General features: G+C 56.6%; 15 protein-coding genes and 1 pseudogene. All 16 read left to right on the plus strand.

What is annotated here, in order from left to right; translation table 11 throughout:
• Positions 1-40: 40 nt before the first annotated feature.
• The 16 genes and pseudogenes from rseP (at position 41) to ispD (ending at position 20,010) form a co-directional block, all read left to right on the plus strand.
• Positions 41-1,393 (plus strand): RIP metalloprotease RseP, encoded by a 1,353-nt coding sequence (rseP, locus tag AC19YQ_RS07105; protein WP_500594857.1) that lies wholly within the window; start codon positions 41-43, stop codon positions 1,391-1,393.
• 75 nt (positions 1,394-1,468) lie between these two features.
• A complete protein-coding gene (gene bamA, locus AC19YQ_RS07110; RefSeq protein ID WP_133077723.1) occupies positions 1,469-3,817 on the plus strand; it encodes an outer membrane protein assembly factor BamA in 2,349 nt (782 codons plus the stop codon).
• Between the two features lie 44 nt (positions 3,818-3,861).
• The gene (locus tag AC19YQ_RS07115; protein ID WP_003440444.1) at positions 3,862-4,365 is read left to right on the plus strand and encodes an OmpH/Skp family outer membrane protein; all 504 of its coding nucleotides are present in this window, start codon (positions 3,862-3,864) and stop codon (positions 4,363-4,365) included.
• A gap of 2 nt (positions 4,366-4,367) precedes the next feature.
• Positions 4,368-5,422, plus strand: a pseudogene (gene lpxD, locus AC19YQ_RS07120) (UDP-3-O-(3-hydroxymyristoyl)glucosamine N-acyltransferase).
• Positions 5,423-5,531: 109 nt separating this feature from the next.
• Positions 5,532-5,972: a 3-hydroxyacyl-ACP dehydratase FabZ gene (gene fabZ / locus AC19YQ_RS07125; RefSeq protein WP_016781990.1), complete on the plus strand. Its 441-nt coding sequence runs from the start codon at positions 5,532-5,534 to the stop codon at positions 5,970-5,972.
• On the plus strand, positions 5,969-6,745 hold the full coding sequence (gene lpxA / locus AC19YQ_RS07130) for an acyl-ACP--UDP-N-acetylglucosamine O-acyltransferase (RefSeq protein WP_133077721.1): 777 nt from the start codon (positions 5,969-5,971) through the stop codon (positions 6,743-6,745). The genes fabZ and lpxA overlap by 4 nt, the downstream gene beginning before the upstream one ends.
• 2 nt (positions 6,746-6,747) lie before the next feature.
• The gene (lpxB, locus tag AC19YQ_RS07135; protein WP_219261622.1) at positions 6,748-7,878 is read left to right on the plus strand and encodes a lipid-A-disaccharide synthase; all 1,131 of its coding nucleotides are present in this window, start codon (positions 6,748-6,750) and stop codon (positions 7,876-7,878) included.
• An 11-nt stretch (positions 7,879-7,889) separates the two neighbouring features.
• Complete coding sequence (gene rnhB, locus AC19YQ_RS07140) at positions 7,890-8,507, plus strand: ribonuclease HII (protein WP_133077719.1); 618 nt, start codon at positions 7,890-7,892, stop codon at positions 8,505-8,507.
• 78 nt (positions 8,508-8,585) lie between these two features.
• Positions 8,586-12,107: a DNA polymerase III subunit alpha gene (dnaE, locus tag AC19YQ_RS07145; protein WP_133077718.1), complete on the plus strand. Its 3,522-nt coding sequence runs from the start codon at positions 8,586-8,588 to the stop codon at positions 12,105-12,107.
• Between the two features lie 184 nt (positions 12,108-12,291).
• Complete coding sequence (locus tag AC19YQ_RS07150; RefSeq protein WP_046810490.1) at positions 12,292-13,239, plus strand: acetyl-CoA carboxylase carboxyltransferase subunit alpha; 948 nt, start codon at positions 12,292-12,294, stop codon at positions 13,237-13,239.
• A gap of 108 nt (positions 13,240-13,347) precedes the next feature.
• Complete coding sequence (tilS, locus tag AC19YQ_RS07155) at positions 13,348-14,664, plus strand: tRNA lysidine(34) synthetase TilS (protein ID WP_500594859.1); 1,317 nt, start codon at positions 13,348-13,350, stop codon at positions 14,662-14,664.
• Between the two features lie 272 nt (positions 14,665-14,936).
• A complete protein-coding gene (gene pyrG, locus AC19YQ_RS07160; protein ID WP_019822213.1) occupies positions 14,937-16,568 on the plus strand; it encodes a CTP synthase in 1,632 nt (543 codons plus the stop codon).
• A 5-nt stretch (positions 16,569-16,573) separates the two neighbouring features.
• On the plus strand, positions 16,574-17,419 hold the full coding sequence (kdsA, locus tag AC19YQ_RS07165) for a 3-deoxy-8-phosphooctulonate synthase (protein ID WP_019822215.1): 846 nt from the start codon (positions 16,574-16,576) through the stop codon (positions 17,417-17,419).
• 153 nt (positions 17,420-17,572) lie between these two features.
• Positions 17,573-18,862, plus strand: a complete 1,290-nt coding sequence (eno, locus tag AC19YQ_RS07170; RefSeq protein ID WP_133077716.1) for a phosphopyruvate hydratase — start codon at positions 17,573-17,575, stop codon at positions 18,860-18,862.
• 168 nt (positions 18,863-19,030) lie between these two features.
• Positions 19,031-19,309 (plus strand): cell division protein FtsB, encoded by a 279-nt coding sequence (gene ftsB, locus AC19YQ_RS07175; RefSeq protein ID WP_019822218.1) that lies wholly within the window; start codon positions 19,031-19,033, stop codon positions 19,307-19,309.
• Positions 19,306-20,010, plus strand: coding sequence for a 2-C-methyl-D-erythritol 4-phosphate cytidylyltransferase (gene ispD / locus AC19YQ_RS07180; protein WP_133077715.1), 705 nt, complete (start codon positions 19,306-19,308; stop codon positions 20,008-20,010). Before ftsB ends, ispD begins: the two co-directional genes overlap by 4 nt.
• The last annotated feature ends 11 nt before the right edge of the window (positions 20,011-20,021 follow it).

Consider the following 20,021-nt stretch of genomic DNA (forward strand, 5'->3'; position numbering starts at 1 on the left):
TGGTGATTGCCGGACCCGGACAGAATCGCGGAGAAAGTAGATGAGCGCGCTCTATATGATTGTTGGCACCCTGGTGGCATTGGGGGTGCTGGTCACTTTTCATGAATTCGGTCACTTTTGGGTGGCGCGCCGTTGCGGCGTCAAGGTTCTGCGTTTCTCCGTGGGCTTCGGTACGCCTTTGCTGCGCTGGCATGATCGCCAGGGCACCGAGTTTGTTGTCGCAGCCATACCGTTGGGTGGCTACGTAAAAATGCTCGACGAGCGCGAAGGCGAAATACCGGCCGACCAGCTCGACCAGTCTTTCAATCGCAAGACCGTGGGTCAGCGCATTGCCATCGTCGCGGCGGGGCCAATTGCCAACTTCATGTTGGCGATGGCCTTTTTCTGGGTGCTGGCAATGATGGGCAGCCAGCAAGTGCGCCCTGTCATTGGTTCGGTAGAGAGCGGCAGTCTGGCGGCCCAGGCCGGTTTGGCAGCGGGTCAGGAAATCATTTCCATTGATGGCGAGCCGACGACGGGCTGGTCCAACGTTAATCTGCAACTGGTTCGCCGTCTGGGTGAGAGTGGTTCTCTGCAGGTTGTTGTGAGTGAGCCGGGCTCCACCGCCCAGGCCTCGCATCAGCTTGTATTAAAAGATTGGCTCAAGGGCGCTGACGAACCGAACCCGATCACCTCTCTGGGGATTCATCCGTGGCGCCCCGAGTTGCCTGCGGTTCTGGCGGAGCTGGATCCGAAAGGTCCTGCCCAGGCTGCCGGGCTTAAAGCTGGCGACAAACTGCTGGCGATGAACGATCAGGCTATCAAGGATTGGCAGCAAGTCGTGGACTGGGTGCGTGTGCGTCCAGGCAGTCGTGTTGTGCTGCACGTCGAGCGCGATGGCGTCCCTGTTGATATTCCTGTCACGCTGGCTGCTCGGGGCGAAGGCAAGGACGCTACGGGTTACCTGGGAGCCGGGGTTAAAGGTGTCGACTGGCCACCAGCGATGATCCGGGAGGTCAGTTACGGCCCGCTTGCTGCAATCGGGGAAGGGGCAAAACGTACCTGGACCATGAGCATATTGACGCTCGACTCACTCAAGAAAATGTTGTTCGGTGAGCTCTCGGTAAAAAACTTGAGTGGACCGATAACCATTGCTAAAGTGGCGGGCGCTTCTGCCCAGTCGGGTGTTGCGGATTTCCTGAATTTTCTGGCTTATCTGAGCATAAGCCTGGGGGTTCTGAACTTGTTGCCCATACCAGTACTGGATGGGGGGCATTTGTTGTTTTATCTGATCGAGTGGGCGCGTGGTCGTCCCTTGTCGGATCGGGTACAGGGTTGGGGAATGCAGATCGGTATCAGTTTGGTGGTCGGGGTGATGTTGCTTGCCTTGATCAACGATCTGGGCCGTCTGTAAACGCTTCGCTGAATTGCGAATCTGCCGCATTTTGCGGCAGTTTGTTTATTGCCAGTTGGAATAAGAAAGGACTTCATGAAACGTCTGCTGCTAACTGCGGTTCTCGCCGTACTGATGATCGCCGAAGTTCACGCCGAGTCCTTCACTATCTCTGATATCCGTGTCAACGGGCTCCAGCGGGTTTCCGCAGGTAGCGTGTTTGGTGCGTTGCCCCTGAACGTGGGTGAGGTAGCGGATGACCGCCGTTTGGTGGAATCCACTCGTGCGTTGTTCAAAACCGGGTTCTTTCAGGATATCCAACTGGGTCGTGATGGCAACGTGCTTGTTATCACGGTTGTCGAGCGTCCTTCTGTCTCCAGCATCACCATTGACGGGAACAAGGCGATCTCCACTGATGACCTGATGAAAGGTCTTAAACAGTCGGGGCTGGCCGAAGGTGAAATTTTCCAGCGCGCTACCCTTGAAGGTGTGCGTAACGAACTGCAACGTCAGTATGTTGCCCAGGGCCGCTACTCGGCGACTGTCGACACCGAAGTGGTGTCCGAGCCGCGTAACCGCGTTGCCTTGAAGGTCAACATCAACGAAGGCACTGTTGCCGCTATCCAGCACATCAACGTGGTGGGCAACACGGTTTTCCCGGAATCTGACCTGGTTGACCTGTTCGAGCTCAAAACCACGAACTGGTTGTCGTTCTTCAAGAACGACGACAAGTACGCACGTGAAAAACTGTCGGGTGACCTTGAGCGCCTGCGCTCTTACTACCTCGATCGTGGCTATATCAATATGGATATCGCTTCGACCCAGGTGTCGATCACTCCCGACAAGAAAAGCGTCTACATCACCGTCAACGTGAATGAAGGCGAGAAATACAACGTCGGCGAAGTGAAACTGAGCGGTGACCTCAAGGTTCCGGAAGACCAGATCAAGTCGCTGTTGCTTGTTCAGCCGGGCCAGGTGTTCTCGCGCAAGCTGATGACCACCACCTCCGAGCTGATTACCCGTCGTCTGGGTAACGAGGGTTACACCTTCGCCAACGTTAACGGCGTACCTCAGCCAAACCCTGAAAATCACACCGTTGCCATCACCTTTGTGGTTGATCCGGGCAAGCGTGCTTACGTAAACCGCATCAACTACCGCGGTAACACCAAGTCGGAAGACGAAGTGCTGCGTCGCGAAATGCGTCAGATGGAAGGTGGCTGGGCGTCGACTTACCTGATTGATCAGTCCAAGGTCCGCCTCGAGCGCCTGGGCTTCTTCAAGGAAGTGAACGTCGAAACACCGGCAGTACCGGGTACTGACGATATGGTGGACGTAAACTATGCAGTTGAAGAACAGGCGTCGGGTTCGATCACTGCAAGCGTCGGTTTTGCCCAGAGCGCCGGTTTGATCCTTGGCGGCTCGATCACCCAGAACAACTTCCTGGGTACGGGTAACAAGGTCAGCCTTGGTTTGACGCGCAGCGAATACCAGAGTCGCTACAACTTCAGCTACGTTGATCCGTACTGGACTGCTGATGGCGTGAGCCTGGGTTACAACGCGTTCTACCGCACCACCGACTACAAAGATCTCGACGTTGACGTAGCAAACTACTCGGTGGACAGCCTGGGCGCTGGTATCACCATGGGCTACCCGATCAGCGACACATCGCGTCTGACCTACGGCTTGACTGTGCAGCAGGATGAAATCAGCACGGGTCAGTACACCGTTGACGAGATTTTCGACTTCGTAAACCGTGAAGGTGACAAGTACCTCAACTTCAAGGCGTCGGTTGGCTGGTCTGAGTCGACCCTGAACAAAGGTGTATTGCCAACTCGCGGCAGCTCGCAAAGCCTGGTGCTCGAGACGACAATCCCGGGCAGCGACCTGCAGTTCTACAAACTTGATTATCGCGCCCAGTTGTTCCAGCCGTTGACCGATACCTACACCATGCGTCTGCACACAGAGTTGGGCTATGGTGATGGTTACGGCTCGACTGCGGGCTTGCCGTTCTACGAGAACTACTACGCCGGTGGTTTCAACTCGGTACGTGGCTTCAAGGACAGCGCTCTTGGCCCTCGCAGTACGCCAAGTACCGGTAAAAACCCGGGCACCATTGCTGACCCGGACCAGGACCCGCTGCCATTTGGTGGTAACGTGCTGATCCAGGGTGGTGTCGAGGTTCTGTTCCCTATGCCGTTTGTGAAAGACCAGCGTTCCCTGCGTACCTCCGTGTTCTGGGATGTGGGTAACGTGTTTGACACCAACTGCAAGGGCGAAACCAAGGATTGCGATATCAGCTTCAGCAATATGGCCAGTTCTGTTGGTGTTGGTGTGACCTGGGTGACTGCGCTTGGCCCGTTGAGCTTTAGCTTGGCCATGCCGATCAAGAAACCGGATGACGCAGACACTCAAGTGTTCCAATTCTCCCTCGGCCAGACTTTCTAAAGCCTGACCTTAGATACAGACAACGGATTTTTTAGGAGTGCATCGTGCGTAAGTTGACTCAATTGGTTCTCCTGGCTTCGGTTTTGGTAGCTGGCCCGGCTTTCGCCGATATGAAAATTGCCGTACTGAACTATCAGATGGCTTTGCTTGAATCGGACGCTGCCAAGCGTTATGCCGTAGATGCCGAGAAGAAATTTGGCCCGCAACTGACCAAGCTCAAAAGCCTGGAAAGCAGCGCCAAAGGTATTCAGGACCGCCTGGTGAAGGGCGGCGACAAAATGCAGCAGGGCGAGCGTGAGCGTCTGGAGCTTGAATTCAAGCAAAAGGCCCGTGACTTCCAGTTCCAGTCCAAGGAACTGAACGAAGCCAAAGCCGTTGCTGACCGCGAAATGCTGAAACAGCTGAAGCCAAAACTGGACAGCGCTGTTGAAGAAGTCATCAAAAAAGGCGCCTTTGACCTGGTGTTCGAGCGTGGTGCTGTGATTGATGTTAAGCCTCAGTACGACATCACTCGCCAAGTTATCGAGCGCATGAACCAGCTGAAGTAATTATGACTGCGACTATAAAACTCGGCCAATTGGCCGAGTTCCTCGGCGCCACCTTGCGTGGCTCTGCGGAGAAAGAAATCACTGGGCTAGCCACTTTGCAAGAGGCTGGCCCAGCTCAGTTGAGCTTTCTGGCCAACCCCCAGTACCGGAAATTTCTCGTCGATTGCCAGGCTGGAGCTGTATTGCTCAAGGCTGCTGACGCCGAAGAGTATGTCGGTGATGCCCTGGTTGTACCTGATCCTTACCTGGCATATGCACGCATCTCCCATCTGTTCGATCCCAAGCCCAAGGCGGCTGCCGGCGTTCATCCAACGGCGGTCATTGCTGCTGACGCGGTGGTTGACCCTGCGGCGAGCATTGGTGCTTTTGCCGTGATCGAAAGCGGTGCTCGCATCGCTGCCGGTGTCACGGTCGGGCCTCATTGCTTCATCGGGGCTCGTTGCGAAATTGGCGAAGGCGGCTGGCTGGCTCCACGAGTGACGCTCTATCACGATGTCCGCATCGGCAAGCGAGTCGTCATTCAATCGGGTGCTGTGCTGGGAGGCGAAGGTTTTGGCTTTGCCAATGAGAAGGGTGTTTGGCAAAAAATTGCGCAAATCGGTGGCGTGACCATCGGTGATGATGTCGAAATCGGTGTCAATACCGCTATCGATCGCGGTGCTTTGGCTGACACGCTGATCGGTAATGGCGTCAAGCTGGACAACCAGATCCAGATCGCGCACAACGTTCAGATCGGTGACCATACGGCTATGGCCGCCTGTGTAGGGATTTCCGGTAGCACTAAAATCGGCAAGCACTGCATGTTGGCGGGGGGTGTCGGTTTGGTGGGGCACATTGAAATTTGTGACAATGTGTTCTTGACTGGCATGACGATGGTGACCCACTCGATTACCGAGCCTGGCGCCTACTCTTCCGGCACCGCCATGCAGCCAGCCGCTGAGTGGCGCAAAAGTGCGGCACGTATTCGTCAGTTGGACGATATAGCCCGGCGGTTGAAACAACTGGAAAAGCGCGTCGGTAAGTGACCCCCGACGGTAATGCTTCTTCAAAAGGCTAATACAATTTCCATATCAAGCATGCAGAGCCTCTGGTTTGCTTCCTTGATTTGCTAGAGGAGCGCGCCTTAGTCGCGCGCGCCCAATCTTTATTACAGGCTTCCCCACGAAATGATGGACATCAACGAGATTCGCGAATATCTGCCCCACCGTTACCCGTTCCTGCTGGTGGACCGAGTGGTGGATCTGGATGTCGAGAACAAGCGCATTCGTGCCTACAAGAATGTCAGCATCAACGAGCCATTTTTCAACGGTCACTTCCCGGCGCACCCGATCATGCCCGGTGTATTGATCATTGAAGCCATGGCTCAGGCTGCTGGCATCCTTGGCTTCAAGATGATGGACCTCAAGCCGGCTGACGGTACGCTCTACTACTTCGTAGGCTCCGACAAACTACGCTTCCGTCAACCTGTGCTGCCAGGTGATCAACTGATCCTGGAGGCCAAGTTCCTGAGCTGCAAACGCTCCATCTGGAAGTTTGAATGCCAGGCAACGGTTGATGGCAAGCCGGTATGCTCAGCTGAAATTATCTGTGCGGAACGCAAACTATGAGTTTGATTGACCCTCGCGCAATCATCGATCCGACGGCCATTTTGGCCGACGACGTCGAGGTCGGCCCTTGGTCGATCGTCGGCGCTGGTGTGGAAATCGGCGAGGGGACAGTGATTGGGCCGCATGTAATTCTCAAAGGCCCAACCAAAATCGGTAAGCACAATCGCATCTACCAGTTTTCTTCGGTAGGTGAAGACACTCCTGATCTCAAGTACAAGGGGGAGGAAACTCGCCTGGTGATCGGTGACCATAACGTTATTCGTGAAGGGGTCACTATTCATCGCGGAACGATTCAGGACCGTGCCGAAACTACCCTGGGTGATCACAATCTGGTGATGGCCTATGCTCACATCGGCCATGACAGCGTCATCGGCAACCATTGCATTCTGGTCAATAACGCCGCGTTGGCGGGTCATGTGCATATGGGTGATTGGGCGATCCTGTCAGGTTTCACGCTGGTTCATCAGTTCTGCCACATTGGTGCCCACAGCTTTTCGGGCATGGGTACTGCAATCGGCAAGGATGTGCCTGCGTTCGTGACCGTGTTTGGCAGTCCTGCCGAAGCACGCAGCATGAACTTCGAAGGTATGCGTCGTCGCGGCTTCAGTGAAGATGCCATTCATGCGTTGCGTCGTGCCTACAAAGTGGTTTATCGCCAGGGCTTGACCGTTGACCAGGCGCTCGCCGAGCTGGCTGAGCCTGCGGTGCAGTTCCCGGAAGTTGCCATGTTTGTAGAGTCCATTCGTTCTTCCTCCCGCGGCATTACGCGCTAGTCATGGCCAGATTGCGTATCGCGCTGGTGGCGGGAGAGGCCTCGGGCGACATTTTGGGCTCAGGATTGATGAGAGCGCTCAAGGCTCAGCATTCTGATATCGAATTTATCGGCGTTGGCGGTCCATTGATGGAAGCTGAGGGCATGAGCTCCTACTTCCCGATGGAGCGTCTGTCGGTAATGGGCCTGGTCGAAGTGTTGGGTCGTCTGCGAGAACTGCTTAAGCGCCGCAAACTCCTTGTCCAGACCCTGATCGCCGAAAAACCCGATGTGTTTATCGGTATCGATGCGCCCGATTTCACCCTCAATATTGAACTTCAATTGCGCCGTGCCGGGATCAAGACCGTGCATTACGTCAGCCCGTCAGTATGGGCGTGGCGTCAGAAGCGAGTGCTGAAAATTCGCGAAGGTTGCGATTTGATGCTGACGCTGCTGCCGTTTGAAGCCAAATTCTACGAAGAGCACGGCGTGCCCGTGCGCTTCGTTGGTCATTCATTGGCCGACACTATCCCCCTTGAAGCCGATAAAACCGGTGCCCGAGCCGAGTTGGGCCTGTCTGACGGGCCGTTGGTCGCCTTGATGCCGGGCAGCCGCGGCGGAGAAGTGGGCAAGCTGGGCGGTCTGTTTCTCGATGCAGCGCAGATAATTCGAGAGGCCCGGCCAGATGTGCATTTTGTATTGCCATGCGCGAGCGCCGCACGTCGCGAGCAGATCGAGCAGATGCTGGTGGGGCGTGATCTGCCGCTGACCTTGCTTGACGGTCAATCCCATCTGGCACTGGCGGCCTGTGATGCGGTATTGATTGCATCCGGTACCGCGACGCTTGAGGCCTTGCTCTACAAACGGCCAATGGTGGTGGCTTATCGCCTTGCACGTCTGACGTTCTGGATCCTCAAGCGGCTGGTCAAAAGCCCTTACGTGTCCCTGCCCAATTTGCTGGCTCAGCGCATGTTGGTGCCCGAGCTCTTGCAGGATGCCGCCACGCCTGAGGCGCTGGCCCGCACGTTGCTGCCTTTGCTCGAGGGTGGCGAAGAGCAGACCCGCGGCTTTGACGAAATTCATCGTACATTGCGTCTCGACGCTTCCAATCAGGCCGCTAAAGCGGTACTGGACCTGATTGCACAATCCAAATGAGTAAAGTAACCATGCAAATCGGGTTGGATTTCAATCTGGTCGAAGACCTCGTGGCCGGTGTCGACGAAGTGGGGCGCGGCCCATTGTGCGGCGCTGTCGTGACGGCGGCCGTTATTCTTGATCCCAACCGGCCTATAGCCGGGCTCAACGACTCGAAAAAACTCACCGAGGCCCGTCGCGAAAAGCTGTACGACGAAATCCGTGAAAAGGCTTTGAGCTGGTGTATTGCCCGGGCCGAAGTTGAAGAAATCGATGAGCTGAATATTTTGCACGCCACGATGCTGGCCATGCAGCGCGCTGTCGAAGGGCTGAGCATTACCCCTAAACTGGCGATGATCGACGGCAATCGCTGCCCCAAGCTGACAATGCCTTCAGAGGCCGTGGTGAAGGGCGATAGCAAGGTGCCTGCGATTGCGGCAGCATCGATTTTGGCCAAGGTCAGTCGTGACCGTGAAATGGCTGCCTTTGAGCTGCAATACCCGGGCTATGGGATTGGTGGACACAAGGGGTATCCAACGGCTGTTCACCTCGAAGCGCTTGAACGTCTGGGCCCGACACCGATTCACCGGCGTTCGTTTGGCCCGGTTCGTCGTGCGTATGAGGCGCTTGAAGGTCTTGCCAAGGTTTAGCCGCAAGGCTGATGTTTTTGCCAAGGCCCGGTACAATCCGGGCCTTGTTGTTTCTCAAAGCTTATAGACAGGATCACCATGCCGGCTTCATTCGTTCACCTGCGCCTGCACACTGAATATTCCCTGGTCGATGGCCTGGTGCGGATCAAACCGCTGATCAAAACCCTGGCTGGCATGAATATGCCCGCTGTTGCGGTGACCGATCAGAACAACATGTGCTCCCTGGTCAAGTTCTATAAGGCCGCCATGGGGGGCGGGATCAAGCCGATCAGTGGTGCGGACCTGTGGCTGTCGAACAAGGATCCGGAAAACCCGCTCAGCCGAATCAGCCTGCTGGCAATGAACCCGTTGGGTTATCGCAACCTGACCGAGCTTATTTCCCGTGGTTACATCGATGGCCAGCGTAATGGCCAGGTCATCATTGAGCGCGAATGGGTTGCCGAGGCTGCAGAAGGCCTGATCATGTTGTCGGCGGCGAAAGAGGGCGAGATTGGCGTCGCGCTGATCAGTGGCAACACTGAAGAAGCCGAGGCCCTGGCCCGCGAATGGATGGCGGTGTTCCCGGATCGTTTCTACATCGAAGTTCAGCGCACCAAGCGTCCCAACGATGAAGAGCATCTGCATGCTGCCGTCGCCCTGGCGGACAAAATTGGCGCGCCACTGGTTGCGACCAACGATGTGCGTTTCATCAAGCAGCAGGATTTCGAAGCCCACGAAACCCGTGTGTGCATCGGTGAAGGCCGGGCGCTGGATGACCCGCGCCGCTCAAAGAATTACAGCGATCAGCAGTATCTGAAAAGCGCCGAGGAAATGGCCGAGCTGTTCAGTGACTTGCCTGAGGCGCTGGCCAACACGGTTGAAATTGCCAAGCGCTGCAATATCGAAGTGAAGCTGGGCACTCACTTTTTGCCCAACTTTCCGATTCCCGATGGCATGACCATCGATGAGTATTTCCGCAAGGTGTCGTTTGATGGTCTGGAAGACCGTCTGAGCGTTCTGCTGCCCAGGGACACCACCGAGGATTACGACGCCAAGCGGCAGGTGTATGTCGACCGGCTGAATTTCGAGCTGGATATCATCATCCAGATGGGGTTCCCGGGCTACTTCCTGATCGTGATGGACTTTATCCAGTGGGCCAAGAGCAACGGCGTGCCTGTGGGGCCGGGCCGTGGATCGGGTGCCGGATCGCTGGTGGCCTATGTGCAGAAGATTACTGACCTCGACCCGCTGGAATATGACTTGCTGTTCGAGCGATTCCTTAACCCGGAACGGGTATCGATGCCCGACTTCGACGTCGACTTCTGCATGGACGGTCGTGACCGGGTGATCGAGTATGTGGCCGAAAAATATGGCCGCAACGCTGTAAGCCAGATCATCACGTTTGGTTCGATGGCTGCCAAGGCGGTAATTCGTGACGTGGCGCGGGTGCAGGGCAAGTCTTACGGCCTGGCGGATCGTCTGTCGAAGATGATTCCGTTTGAAGTCGGCATGACGCTTGAAAAAGCCTTTGAGCAAGAAGAAATCCTGCGTGACTTCATCAAGGTCGATGAGGAAGCCGCTGAAATCTGGGAAATGGCCCGCAAACTTGAAGGCGTTGTGCGTAACGTCGGCAAGCACGCCGGTGGCGTGGTTATTGCGCCGACCAAACTGACCGACTTCTCGCCGATTTACTGCGATGAAGAGGGCGGCGGTCTGGTTACCCAGTTCGATAAAGATGACGTTGAGTCTGCCGGCCTGGTGAAGTTCGACTTCCTGGGGCTGCGGACCCTGACGGTTATTGACTGGGCGCTGAAAACCATCAACCGCGATCGAGCCAAGGTTGATGAGCCGCCACTGGATATCGCCTTTATCCCGCTCGATGACAAGCCGACGTATCAATTGCTGCAAAAGGCCGAGACCACTGCGGTGTTCCAGCTTGAGTCGCGCGGCATGAAAGAGCTGATCAAAAAGCTCAAGCCCGACTGCCTGGAAGACTTGATCGCACTGGTGGCCCTGTTCCGTCCGGGTCCGCTGCAGTCCGGCATGGTTGATGACTTTATCAACCGCAAGCACGGTCGCGCCGAATTGGCGTACCCGCATTCCGACTATCAGTACGAAGGTCTCAAGCCAGTCTTGGCGCCGACCTACGGCATCATCCTGTACCAGGAACAGGTGATGCAGATTGCCCAGGTCATGGCCGGTTATACCCTCGGCGGCGCCGACATGCTGCGTCGGGCAATGGGTAAGAAAAAACCCGAAGAAATGGCCAAGCAGCGCGGTGGTTTTATTGAAGGTTGTGCCAACAACAACATTGATGGCGACCTGGCCGGTAACATTTTTGACCTGGTAGAGAAATTCGCCGGTTACGGATTCAACAAATCCCACTCCGCTGCCTACGGCCTGGTGTCGTACCAGACTGCCTGGCTGAAAACCCACTACCCGGCACCTTTCATGGCCGCGGTACTGTCGGCGGATATGCATAACACCGACAAGGTCGTGATCCTGATCGAAGAAATTCGCAGCATGAAGCTGCGTCTGGACGCGCCGGACGTGAACGCCTCGGAGTTCAAATTCACCGTAAACGATGAAGGCCGGATCATTTACGGCCTTGGGGCGATCAAGGGTGTTGGCGAGGGGCCTGTAGAGGCCATCACCGAAGCGCGTCAGGACGGTCCGTTCACGGATCTGTTCGATTTCTGTGCCCGGGTTGACCTCAAGCGCATCAACAAGCGCACCCTCGACGGTCTGATTCGAAGTGGTGCACTGGACCGTCTTGGGCCGTTCTTTCATGACGAGCCCAAAGCCTGGCAAGCCAGCATCGACCAGAACCGCGCGGTGTTGTTGTCGGCCCTGGAAGAAGCAATCAAGGCGGCCGAACAAACCGCGCGCACCCATGACAGCGGTCACGCCGACCTGTTTGGCGGGTTGTTTGTCGAAGTGGACGCGGACGTCTACGCCAATCACCGCAAGGCCAAGGAACTGACGCTCAAGGAGCGACTCAAAGGCGAGAAGGACACGTTGGGCCTGTACCTGACCGGTCATCCGATTGACGAATATGAAGGCGAAATCCGTCGTTTTGCGCGTCAGCGCATTATTGATCTCAAGCCTGCGCGCGATACTCAGACCGTTGCCGGGATGATCATTGCGTTGCGGGTGATGAAGAACAAAAAAGGCGACAAGATGGGCTTTATCACCCTCGACGACCGATCGGCGCGTATCGAAGCCTCGCTGTTTGCCGAGGCCTTCCATTCGGCACAGTCATTGTTGCAGACCGATGCGATGGTGGTGGTCGAAGGGGAGGTCAGTAATGATGACTTCTCTGGCGGGCTGCGCCTGAGGGTCAAGCGGGTGATGAGCATGGAAGATGCCCGCACCAGCCTGGCCGAGAGCTTGCGCCTGAAAGTGAATCGGGCTGCACTCAAGGGCGATCAGTTGCGCTGGTTGGGCGAATTGTTCAAGAAACATCGTGGTGCGTGCCCGATCACCATGGATTACACCGGCGAAGACGCCAAGGCCATGTTGCAGTTTGGCGAGACCTGGCGGATCGATCCGGCAGACAGCTTGATTCAAGCCCTGCGTGACCAGTTCGGGCGAGACAACGTCTTCCTCCAATACCGTTGACGGTCAGGGGCTACAGCTGCGCCCTGACCTCGACCTGAATTTTTAATCTCGACCTGAGAGCGCCTGTCCCTTAAGGTAGGCGCGATACAGATCAACCGGCTGCCCCAGCTCGGTTCGAAACGCCAGTAAATGCTGGGTTTCAGACCTTCTGGCATGCTTTGCCGCCGACCCAAGACGGATGCTTATGAACCCGAATTTTCTTGATTTCGAACAGCCGATTGCTGACCTGCAAGCCAAAATCGAAGAGTTGCGCTTGGTTGGTAATGACAATTCGCTGAATATCAGTGATGAAATCTCTCGTCTGCAAGACAAAAGCAAAACGCTGACTGAAGATATTTTCGGCAAGCTGACCAGCTGGCAGATTGCCCGTTTGGCCCGTCACCCGCGTCGTCCATACACACTGGACTACATCGATCACATCTTCACCGAGTTCGATGAGCTGCATGGCGACCGTCATTTCTCGGATGATGCGGCCATCGTTGGCGGTATTGCCCGCCTGGATGATCAGCCAGTGATGGTGATTGGTCACCAGAAAGGCCGTGAAGTCCGTGAAAAGGTACGCCGCAACTTCGGTATGCCGCGTCCTGAAGGCTATCGCAAGGCCTGCCGTTTGATGGAAATGGCCGAGCGTTTCAAAATGCCGATCCTGACCTTCATCGACACGCCGGGTGCTTACCCTGGCATCGACGCTGAAGAGCGTAACCAGAGCGAGGCCATTGCCTGGAACCTGCGTGTCATGTCGCGTCTGAAAACCCCGATCATCGCCACCGTTATCGGCGAAGGCGGTTCGGGCGGTGCCTTGGCGATTGGTGTTTGCGACCAGTTGAACATGCTGCAGTACTCGACCTACGCGGTGATCTCGCCGGAAGGTTGCGCATCGATTCTGTGGAAAACCGCAGAAAAAGCACCGGACGCCGCTGAGGCCATGGGCATTACCGCCGAGCGCCTCAAAGGCCTGGGTATCGTGGACAAGGTGATTGGCGAGCCATTGGGTGGCGCACACCGTGACCCGGCTGCTGCGTCTGCCAGCATTCGTGCCGACCTGATTTCCCAGCTGGACATGCTGAACAAGCTGGATCACGAAACACTGCTCAAGCGTCGTTACGATCGTCTGATGAGCTACGGTCTCTGATTCGGATTTAGTGTGGGAGCGGGCTTGCCCGCGATGGCATCTGCGCGGTTTGGCTCAAAGATCGAGTAGTCAGCATCGCGAGCAAGCCCGCTCCTACAGGATTGCGTAATGCCCAGTCTATCGATTCCGCTGCTGCAAGCCCTCAGCCCCTGGCGCAACGCCAAGGCCTGGCATGTCGCGCTCTCCGGCGGTCTCGATTCGACTGTGCTGCTTCACCTTCTCGTTCAATTGCGCCAGACCCACCCATTACCGCCCATTACCGCTGTCCATGTTCATCATGGCCTGCAGGCGGCGGCTGATGCGTGGCCGGATCATTGTCAGGCGCTGTGTGACCGGTTGAGCGTGCCGTTGCAGGTGATTCGCGTGCAGGTGCAGGCAGGCGCAAGTGTCGAGCGTGCGGCGCGGGATGCGCGCTATCAGGCGTTTGCTGCGCTGACGGGTGTTGAAGAGGTGCTGCTGGTCGGGCAGCACCGTGACGATCAGGCTGAAACCCTGCTGTTTCGCCTGCTGAGAGGGGCAGGGGTCAACGGGTTGGCGGCCATGCCTCGTCAACGACGTTTGGGGGCAGGGCACCTGTGCCGGCCTTTGCTGGACGTTTCTCGCGCTCAGCTTGAGGCTTACGCCCTTGAGCAGGGGCTGGGCTGGATCGAAGACCCGTCCAACGCCCAAACAGATTTTTCCCGTAATTATTTGCGCCATGAAGTGTTTCCAGTCCTCGCACAGCGATGGCCACAGGCGGCTGCCAGCCTGGCCCGTAGTGCAGCCCATTGTGCCGAGGCTCAAGGCCTGCTTGATGAGTTGGCGCAACAGGATCTTCGCGATGCGGGTACAGACACCGAATTTGCCTGGCTCGGGGTGCCCTCGCTGGCGCTTGCGCCCATCGTCCGTCTGTCGCCTGCACGTCAGCGCAACGCATTGCGTCACTGGCTGGCAGCATTCACCCCATTGCCTGATACCGATCACTGGGCTGGGTGGAATGCCCTGCGTGACGCCCGTGAGGGTGCCCAACCGCTCTGGAAACTCGCCGGCGGTGAGCTGCATCGCGCTGGCGGCCGCATCTGGTGGTTGTCCGGTGACTGGTTGCTCCCGCCCGCTGTGCCAGGATTGTGGACGCAACCCGACCAGGCGCTGACCCTGCCGGGTAATGGTCAGGTGCGCTTTGTCGGGACGACGGCCGATGGCCCCTTGCAAGTGAGCTATCGTCAAGGGGGCGAAGTGATGGCGCTGGAACAGCGCGGTCACCGTGATCTGAAGCGGTTGTTCAACGAGCGGGGTGTTCCGTTGTTTGCCCGTGGCAGATTGCCGCTTCTGTACCGCAATGATCAGTTATTGGCCGTGGCAAACCTCAATGGACTGGACTCCAGCCCCTGTGGACGCTGGCAATTACAGTGGCTGCCAACTTCGAGCGATCAAGGTTTGAGCTGAAAGGGGGTTTCCGGTAGACTACGCTCCCTTCTTGATACAACTTCTGTGGATTCACCGGAATTACAGAAGTTGCCGATTACCAAGCAGTCTTTGCTGGGCGATTTTAAAAAAATGTGTGGCTTGCATCGAACCGATGATTTACGTCGGTCTGTTTCAACGCAGCAGTTTTTCGAAAGGTGCACTGTGACTAATGCTGGTGATTGGGGGCTTCGGCCTTCCTTCGCTTTCCCCGGCGGCTCTGACCGCTTTAACGCAGACTTCTAGGGTTTTTCATGACGCGCTACATCTTCGTCACGGGCGGTGTTGTTTCTTCATTGGGGAAAGGCATTGCCTCGGCTTCATTGGCAGCCATCCTGGAGGCGCGGGGACTTAAGGTCACCATGCTGAAGCTGGACCCCTACATCAACGTTGATCCGGGCACCATGAGCCCGTTCCAGCACGGTGAAGTGTTCGTCACTCACGACGGCGCCGAAACCGACCTGGACTTGGGGCATTACGAGCGGTTCATCCGCACGACCATGACCCAGAACAACAACTTCACCACGGGCCGCGTTTACGAACACGTCCTGCGCAAGGAGCGCCGTGGTGATTACCTGGGTGCAACCATCCAGGTGATTCCGCACATCACCGACGAAATCAAACGTCGGATCATCAAGGGCGCCGGCGATGCCGACGTAGCGATGGTTGAGATTGGCGGTACTGTGGGTGACATTGAGTCCCAACCGTTCCTCGAGGCTATCCGTCAGTTGCGCATCGAAGTGGGCGCCAAGCGCGCCATGCTGATGCACCTGACGCTGGTTCCGTACATCGCCACTGCTGGCGAAACGAAAACCAAACCAACGCAACACTCGGTTAAAGAATTGCGCTCCATCGGCCTGCAGCCAGATGTCCTGATCTGCCGTTCCGATCACCACGTTGATATTTCTTCGCGTCGCAAGATTGCGTTGTTCACCAACGTTGAAGAGCGTGCCGTTATTTCGCTGGAAGACGCCGACACCATCTACCGCATCCCGGGCATGCTGCACGCCCAGGGTCTGGATGATTTCGTTGTCGAGCGTTTCGGCCTGGAATGCAACAGCGCCGACCTGTCCGAATGGGAACAGGTTGTCGATGCCAAGCTCAATCCAGAGCACGAAGTCACCATCGCGATGGTGGGCAAGTACATGGAACTGCTGGACGCGTACAAGTCGCTGATCGAAGCGATGAGTCACGCCGGTATTTCCAACCGTACCAAGGTCAACCTGCGTTATATCGACTCCGAAGACATCGAAAACAAAGGCACTGAACTGCTTGAAGGCTGTGATGCCATTCTGGTTCCGGGCGGCTTCGGTCTGCGCGGCGTAGAAGGCAAGATCACTGCTGTTCAGTACGCTCGCGAGAACAAGGTTCCATACCTGGGTATCTGCCTGGGCATGCAAGTAGCGGTAATCGAGTTCGCACGTAACGTGCTGGGCTGGAAAGACGCCAACTCCACCGAGTTCGATCGCAGCAGCGGCCATCCGGTTGTGGGCCTGATCACTGAGTGGGAAGATGCCACCGGTGCAGTCGAAACCCGTACCGAAACGTCGGATCTGGGCGGCACCATGCGTCTGGGTGCGCAGGATTGCCAGCTGCAAGCCGGTTCCCTGGTTCACGACTGCTATGCCAAGGACGTGATTGTTGAACGTCATCGTCATCGCTACGAAGTGAACAACAACCTGCTGCCGCAACTGACTGAAGCAGGCCTGAAAGTGACCGGTCGCTCCGGTGACGGCGCGCTGGTAGAAGTGGTTGAAGCTCCGGATCATCCTTGGTTCGTCGCTTGCCAGTTCCACCCGGAGTTCACCTCCACGCCACGTGATGGCCATCCACTGTTCACCGGTTTCGTCAAAGCTGCACTGGCGCAACACGAGAAGAAGGCGTAATCAGAATGGCGCAAAAGATTATCCGTGTAGGCAATATCGAAATTGCCAACGACAAGCCAATGGTCTTGTTCGGTGGCATGAACGTGCTGGAAAGCCGTGATATGGCCATGCAGGTGTGCGAAGAATACGTACGGGTTACCGAAAAGCTCGGCATCCCTTACGTGTTCAAGGCCAGTTTCGACAAGGCCAACCGTTCATCTGTCAGCTCTTACCGTGGCCCCGGCCTCGAAGAAGGCATGCGGATTTTTCAGGACATCAAGGCTGCTTTCGGTGTGCCGCTGATCACCGACGTTCACGAGCCTGCGCAAGCAGCCGTGGTCGCCGAAGTCTGCGACATCATCCAGTTGCCGGCGTTCCTGTCGCGTCAGACTGACCTGGTCGTGGCCATGGCCAAGACCGGCGCCGTGATCAACATCAAAAAGGCCCAATTCCTTGCGCCTCAGGAAATGAAGCACATCCTGAGCAAATGCGAAGAAGCGGGCAATGATCAGTTGATCCTTTGCGAGCGTGGTTCCAGCTTTGGCTACAACAACCTTGTTGTAGACATGCTGGGCTTCGGCATCATGAAGCAGTTCGAATACCCGGTCTTTTTCGACGTGACCCACGCGCTGCAAATGCCCGGTGGTCGCTCGGACTCAGCCGGTGGTCGTCGTGCCCAAGTGACCGACCTGGCCAAGGCTGGCATCAGCCAGGGCCTGGCGGGCCTGTTCCTTGAGGCGCACCCGGATCCGGACAATGCCAAATGCGACGGCCCTTGCGCCTTGCGTCTGGACAAGCTGGAGCCTTTCCTGGCCCAGCTGAAGTCTCTGGATGAGTTGGTTAAAAGTTTTCCGACAATAGAAACCGCGTAAACCTCGTTTCTCCGGTAAAGTACCGCACGATTTCTCGGGCCTCAGGGCCCGAGCCTTATCGCCCGCAAGGCTGCCCGCTATTTGCCCCTTGCCGCCGATAACAATATTTCCCTCAGCTGCGTCGTTTTCGTCAACTTTGGAGTGTTTACAACAATGGCAAAAATCGTCGACATCAAAGGTCGTGAAGTTCTCGACTCCCGTGGCAATCCCACTGTGGAAGCGGACGTGCTTCTCGACAACGGCATCATCGGCAGTGCTTGCGCGCCGTCCGGTGCATCCACTGGTTCCCGTGAAGCGCTGGAACTGCGTGATGGCGACAAGAGCCGTTACCTGGGCAAAGGCGTGCTGAAAGCCGTTGCCAACATCAATGGCCCGATTCGTGATTTGCTGCTGGGTAAAGACCCGGTTGACCAAAAGGCGCTGGACCACGCGATGATCGCGCTGGACGGCACTGAGAACAAAGGCTCCCTGGGCGCCAACGCCATCCTGGCCGTGTCTCTGGCTGCTGCCAAAGCCGCTGCCCAGGACCAGGACCTGCCGCTGTACGCACACATTGCCAACCTGAACGGTACTCCGGGTGTTTACTCGATGCCGGTTCCGATGATGAACATCATCAACGGTGGCGAGCACGCTGATAACAACGTCGACATTCAAGAGTTCATGGTTCAGCCGGTTGGCGCCAAGACTTTTTCTGACGCGCTGCGCATGGGCACCGAAATCTTCCATCACCTCAAAGCTGTGCTCAAGGCTCGTGGCCTGAACACCGCAGTGGGCGACGAAGGTGGTTTCGCACCGAACCTGGCTTCCAACGAAGATGCACTTAAAGTGATCTCCGAAGCCGTTGCAAACGCCGGTTACACCCTGGGCACTGACGTGACCCTGGCTCTGGACTGCGCTGCCAGCGAATTCTACGAAGACGGTAAATACAACCTGTCGGGCGAAGGTCAAGTCTTCAGTTCCGAAGGTTTTGCTGAATACCTCAAGGGTCTGACTCAGCGCTACCCGATCATCTCCATCGAAGACGGCCTGGACGAGTCTGACTGGGATGGCTGGAAAATCCTGACCGACAAAATCGGTGAGAAGGTTCAGCTGGTGGGTGACGACCTGTTCGTAACCAACACCAAGATCCTGAAAGAAGGCATCGACAAGAGCATTGCCAACTCGATCCTGATCAAGTTCAACCAGATCGGTACCCTGACCGAAACGCTGGAAGCCATTCAGATGGCCAAGGCTGCTGGTTACACGGCTGTGATCTCGCACCGCTCCGGCGAAACCGAAGATTCCACGATTGCCGATCTGGCGGTGGGTACTTCGGCTGGCCAGATCAAGACCGGCTCTCTGTGCCGTTCTGATCGTGTTTCCAAGTACAACCAATTGCTGCGTATCGAAGAGCAATTGGGTGCAAAAGCCAAGTACAACGGTCGTGGCGAGTTCCGCGGCTGAGTACTGAATCGTAAAAAGTCAGCAGATTGTGTTGAAAAGCTCGTCAATGCGGGTCTTTTGACACTAATCTGATGCTTCTGTATACAAGCCTGGTTCTTCCAGGCTTTGTACTATTCGATGTTTACGTTTGTCGGCATGGCTGTCTTTTTACTGGATACCTGATATTCGATGCGCAGTCCCTATTGGTTGTTTCTCGTCCTGCTCTTGCTGCTGGCTGGCCTACAGTATCGCCTGTGGGTGGGGAATGGCAGTTTGGCGCAGGTTACCGACCTGACTCAGCAAATCGCCGATCAGCGTGCTGAAAACGAAATTTTGCTGGAGCGTAACCGCGTGCTGGATGCGGAAGTGCTGGAGCTTAAAAAAGGCATGGAGACCGTTGAAGAACGCGCTCGCCATGAGTTGGGCATGATCAAGGAGGGTGAAACCCTCTATCAGTTGGCCCAATGAGTCATTCATCACCGGCCTTTTGGGCCGTGATTCCTGCCGCGGGCGTGGGTGCCCGTATGGCCGCGGACCGTCCCAAGCAATATTTGCAATTGGGCGGGCGCAGTATTCTCGAACACAGCATCAGCTGTTTTCTCGATCATCCAGGCCTCAAGGGGCTGGTGGTCAGCGTTGCTTTTGATGATCCCTTCTGGCCGTCATTGCCGTGTGCTTCTGATCCGCGGGTTGTGCGGGTGGACGGCGGGCGGGAACGGGCGGACTCCGTACTCAACGCGTTACTGTACCTGCATGCGCAAGGTGCGGCGGATGACGACTGGGTATTGGTCCACGATGCGGCACGTCCAAACCTGTCCCGTGAAGACCTGGACAAGCTGCTGGGTGAGTTGGCTGACGACCCGGTGGGTGGTTTGCTGGCTGTTCCTGCGCGGGACACACTCAAGCGAGTGGACAAAAAAGGTCGTGTGGTTGAAACCGTTGATCGCAGTTTGATCTGGCAAGCCTATACACCGCAGATGTTTCGCCTGGGGCCATTGCATCGCGCTCTGGCGGACAGCCTTGTGGCCGATGCGACCATCACGGACGAATCTTCGGCAATGGAATGGGCCGGCCTGGCCCCGCGACTGATCGAAGGGCGTGGGGACAATATCAAGGTCACTCGCCCGGAAGACCTTGAGTGGTTGCGTTTGCGTTGGGCCACTCGCTGATCAGCGCGTCC

It is taken from the genome of Pseudomonas sp. MF06569 (genome assembly GCF_059862735.1).

What these genes read in the sequence shown, in the direction of transcription:
- bamA (WP_133077723.1), top strand. Translation starts at nt 1,469, where the DNA reads ATGAAACGTCTGCTGCTAACTGCGGTTCTCGCCGTACTGATGATCGCC.
- fabZ (WP_016781990.1), top strand. Translation starts at nt 5,532, where the DNA reads ATGATGGACATCAACGAGATTCGCGAATATCTGCCCCACCGTTACCCG.
- rnhB (WP_133077719.1), top strand. Translation starts at nt 7,890, where the DNA reads ATGCAAATCGGGTTGGATTTCAATCTGGTCGAAGACCTCGTGGCCGGT.
- AC19YQ_RS07150 (WP_046810490.1), top strand. Translation starts at nt 12,292, where the DNA reads ATGAACCCGAATTTTCTTGATTTCGAACAGCCGATTGCTGACCTGCAA.
- lpxA (WP_133077721.1), top strand. Translation starts at nt 5,969, where the DNA reads ATGAGTTTGATTGACCCTCGCGCAATCATCGATCCGACGGCCATTTTG.
- ispD (WP_133077715.1), top strand. Translation starts at nt 19,306, where the DNA reads ATGAGTCATTCATCACCGGCCTTTTGGGCCGTGATTCCTGCCGCGGGC.
- eno (WP_133077716.1), top strand. Translation starts at nt 17,573, where the DNA reads ATGGCAAAAATCGTCGACATCAAAGGTCGTGAAGTTCTCGACTCCCGT.
- tilS (WP_500594859.1), top strand. Translation starts at nt 13,348, where the DNA reads ATGCCCAGTCTATCGATTCCGCTGCTGCAAGCCCTCAGCCCCTGGCGC.
- lpxB (WP_219261622.1), top strand. Translation starts at nt 6,748, where the DNA reads ATGGCCAGATTGCGTATCGCGCTGGTGGCGGGAGAGGCCTCGGGCGAC.
- rseP (WP_500594857.1), top strand. Translation starts at nt 41, where the DNA reads ATGAGCGCGCTCTATATGATTGTTGGCACCCTGGTGGCATTGGGGGTG.
- pyrG (WP_019822213.1), top strand. Translation starts at nt 14,937, where the DNA reads ATGACGCGCTACATCTTCGTCACGGGCGGTGTTGTTTCTTCATTGGGG.
- dnaE (WP_133077718.1), top strand. Translation starts at nt 8,586, where the DNA reads ATGCCGGCTTCATTCGTTCACCTGCGCCTGCACACTGAATATTCCCTG.
- kdsA (WP_019822215.1), top strand. Translation starts at nt 16,574, where the DNA reads ATGGCGCAAAAGATTATCCGTGTAGGCAATATCGAAATTGCCAACGAC.
- ftsB (WP_019822218.1), top strand. Translation starts at nt 19,031, where the DNA reads ATGCGCAGTCCCTATTGGTTGTTTCTCGTCCTGCTCTTGCTGCTGGCT.